We start from the raw sequence: 3489 nt of genomic DNA, 5'->3' as shown, positions 1-3489 counted from the left end.
CCAGGCGGGCCGCCTGCGCCGCACGCGCGAGTTCCACGAAGCTGGACACGATCTCTCCTGGGGGTGGAGGGAATGACGACGCCGGCGTGGGCACGTCGGCGGACCATCGTCGTCTCGTACAATAGGGCGCCCAGCGTCCACGCGCCAACCCGAAGGCCCGGGCAGCCGATCCCGGCTCCCAGTCGGCGGCACCGGTCAGCAACTCTGACCCGTTGATCTGGGGGCGCTGGGCGCGGTGTGAAACCGCCGCATTCCAGATGCCGTTCGCTGTTGTGAGCCGCCTACATAACAGTGTTTCCGAAAAGTGAAAGCAAGTACCTGCTTGCATGCAAGCAGGTACTTGCTTATTCTCCACGCATGATCGACGACCACCGCCATCGCATTCTGCAGGCCGCCGCCCGCGTCTACGCCCAGCACGGGTGGCGCGGCGCGACGACCAAGCGCATCGCAGAAGAAGCCGGCGTGAACGAGGTGACCCTCTTCCGCCAGTTCGGCTCCAAGGAAGCGCTGCTCGAGCAGATGATCCGCGAGCTGGCTGCCGCCAAGGCCGACATGCGTCTCCCCGAGACACCGCACGACCCGGAGCGCGAGCTCGTGGCGTGGGCCTCGGCGCATCACCAGGACATGTGCGGGAAGCGCCCCCTCATCCGGCAGCTCATGTCGGACTTCGAGGAGCGTCCCGAACTCGTGCCGTGCGCGGTCGAGGGGCCACACAGCGCGATGTATCAGCTGCGTCGGTACACCGAGCAGCTGCGTACTGCGGGCTTCATCGCCCATCACGACGAGTTGCCCGCGGCCGAGATCGAAGCGGCGGTGTCCATGTTCTCCGGTGCGGTCTTCGCCGACGGCATGAACCGCGATGTCATGCCGGTGATGTTCACCCAGCCCGTGGAAGACACGCTGCGGGCCTATGTCCGGATCTTCCTGCGCGGCGTGCACGCGCTGCCGGTACCCGTTCCGCCCGACGCACCCGCGTCGGCGGCACCGACTCTTACATCCACTTCCGAATGACGGTCTTTCCACGTGCGCGCGGCCACCGCGCGGCACTTTCCATGATGGCCATCGGCCTCGTGTTCTGCGCGGCGGCACCGCTCGCTGCGCAGGGAACACCGCCTGTGCGCCCACTGTCGTTGGCCGATGCGCTGAAGCTCGCGGGCGGTGCCAGTGAGAACGTCGAACTCGCCAAGGCCGGCGCGCAGCGCGCGCGCGGCCAACAGCTCTCGGCGCGCTCCGCCCTGCTCCCGCAGGTGAACACCACGCTCAACTGGCAGAAGCAGCTCCAGAACCAGTTCGCGGCCATTGCCAGCCGCAGTGGTGGCACCGGAGCCGGTCCAGGCGGCGGCAGTGACACGTCGAGTGCCGCCGACAATCCCATCACGCGCATCTTCGCGTCGCAATACAACTTCAACTTCGGCCTCGGCGCGTCGCAGCCTTTGTTCACGGGTGGCCGCGTGACGGCTGGTTTGCGCAGCGCGAAGTACGCGCGGGAATCCGCGGAGCTCGGTATCACCAGCGCCGAGGCGCAGGTGCAGTTGGACGTGACGTCGGCGTATTACGACGCGCTGCTGGCGGAACGTCTGGCGGTGATCGCCGACTCGGCGTTCGTGCAGGCCGAGCGCACGCTGCGACAGGTGCAGCTCACCCGCAGCGTGGGCACGAGTTCGGAGTTCGAACTCATCCGCGCGCGCGTGACCCGTGATAACCAGCGCCCGCAGCTGCTCCAGGCGCGCACGGCACGCGAGACGGCCATGATCCGCCTGCGCCAGCTGCTCGACCTGCCGGCCAATCAGCTGTTGCAGCTCACCGATAGCATCGCCGAGGTACCGGTGGCCGCGGAGGCGCCGGGCGCCCCGGTCACGAGCGTCAATGTCGATCCGGCCACCGTGCTCGCGGCTGATGCGCGCGTGCAGGGTGAGGTCTCCCGCCTCGTGGCCGCCACCGACACGACCGTGCGCGCCCGAGCCGCGGTGAAGCAGGCGTCGTTCGGCGTGAACGTGGCCGAGCAGCAGCTGCGCGCCACCAAGGCGCTGCGCCTCCCGCAGATCAGCGCGACGACGAACTATCAGCGCCTCGCCTACCCGCAAAACATTCTGCCCACCAGCCTCAACGAATTCCTCCCCAACTGGACCGTCGGGGTCGGCCTCTCGTATCCGCTCTTCACCGGCGGCAACGTGCGCGGCCAGATCACCGCCGCCGAGGCGGGGGTGGTTGAGGCCCGTCAGCGGCTCAAGCTGGCGCAGGAAGGCGCGACGCTCGACGCCCGGTTGGCCGCCCTCCAGCTCACCGAGGCCGAAGCCAACTGGCAGGCGAGTGTCGGCACGGCGGAACAGGCGCAGCGGGCCTATACCATCGCCGAGGTGCGATTCCGCGAAGGGATCTCCACGCAGCTCGAGCTCTCGGAAACGCGCGTGCAGTTGCAACAGGCGCTCGCCAATCGCGCCCGCGCCGCGCGCGATCTGCAGGTGGCGCGCAAGCGCCTCGAACTCCTCCCGTATCTCCCGCTGTCCGCCGGTGGCCCCTCCGGCGCGGCGTCTTCCACGAACATGGGTACCTCGCGATGATCACCCCGCTGCGCCGTCCGGCGCCTTTCGCCCTCATCACCGCGTCGGCCGTGGTGCTGACCGCGCTCACGGCCTGTGGCAAGAAGGCCGACGCCCCTGCCGACAGCCAGTCGGTGACGCAGACCGTCGGCCCCGACAACATCGCCGTTGCCGTTGCCGACACGCTCAGCAGCGGCCCCGCCATCTCCGGGACCCTCGCGGCTGATCGTGAAGCGCGGCTCCGCGCCGAAGTGGCCGGCGCCGTACTGCAGACGTTCGTCGACGCCGGCCAACCGGTGAGTGAAGGCACCGTGCTCGCCCGCATTGACGATGCGGCGGTGCGCGATGCCGCCATGTCTGCCCGCTCGGCGGTCACGCAGGCCACGGTCGCGGCGCAGCAGGCGGAGAAGGAGCTGCAGCGCTCGCGCGCGCTCGCGGCGGCCGGCGCTATCGCCGATCGCGACGTCGAGGGGGCCGAGCGTGCCAACCTGGGCGCCCAGGCCGCGCTCGCCGATGCCAAGGCCCGCCTGTCGGCGGCCGAGAAGAACCTGCGCAACACGCAGGTCCGCGCCCCCTTCGCCGGCATCGTGGCCGAGAAGACGGTGAGCCCGGGCGATATCGTCGCACCGGGCGCGGCGATGTTCACCATCATCGATCCGCGCAGTCTGCGCGTGGAAGCATCGGTGCCCGCGGTGGCGTTGGGCGAGGTGCGCATCGGCGCGCCCGTCACGTTCACCGTGAATGGCGCGGATCGTGCGCTGCAGGGGCGCATCACGCGCATCGCGCCGATGGTGAACCCGCAGACGAAGCAGGTGGCCATTCAGGCCTCGGTGCCGAACAACGCCGGGGTGCTCGTGGCGGGCCTGTTCGTGGAAGGGCGCGTGGCGTCGCAGAAGCGCCTGGGCGTGCTCGTGCCCGAGCAGGCGGTCGATCAGACCGGCGGCGTGGG

Annotated in this window: 3 protein-coding genes; all 3 read left to right on the top strand. The window is 69.6% G+C overall.

Going from position 1 to position 3489, the window contains the following annotated elements:
• Positions 1–357 precede the first annotated feature (357 nt).
• Positions 358–1011, top strand: coding sequence for a TetR/AcrR family transcriptional regulator (locus tag ACIQ6O_RS14685; protein ID WP_396208530.1), 654 nt, complete (start codon positions 358–360; stop codon positions 1009–1011).
• Positions 1008–2561 carry a TolC family protein gene (locus ACIQ6O_RS14680; RefSeq protein ID WP_396208529.1) on the top strand — a complete coding sequence of 518 codons (1554 nt, stop codon included), beginning with the start codon at positions 1008–1010 and terminating at the stop codon, positions 2559–2561. Before ACIQ6O_RS14685 ends, ACIQ6O_RS14680 begins: the two co-directional genes overlap by 4 nt.
• On the top strand, positions 2558–3489 hold a 932-nt coding region (locus tag ACIQ6O_RS14675; protein WP_396208528.1), incomplete at its 3' end, for an efflux RND transporter periplasmic adaptor subunit. The genes ACIQ6O_RS14680 and ACIQ6O_RS14675, both read left to right, overlap by 4 nt.

Source organism: Gemmatimonas sp. (assembly GCF_044345575.1).
Classification (GTDB): domain Bacteria; phylum Gemmatimonadota; class Gemmatimonadetes; order Gemmatimonadales; family Gemmatimonadaceae; genus Gemmatimonas.
The sequence above is the reverse complement of the archived record's forward strand: the minus strand, read 5'-3'. Positions and strand labels throughout refer to the sequence as shown.

Excerpts from the sequence above, each read along its gene's own strand:
- ACIQ6O_RS14685 (WP_396208530.1), top strand. The coding sequence starts at position 358 with ATGATCGACGACCACCGCCATCGCATTCTGCAGGCCGCCGCCCGCGTC.
- ACIQ6O_RS14680 (WP_396208529.1), top strand. The coding sequence starts at position 1,008 with ATGACGGTCTTTCCACGTGCGCGCGGCCACCGCGCGGCACTTTCCATG.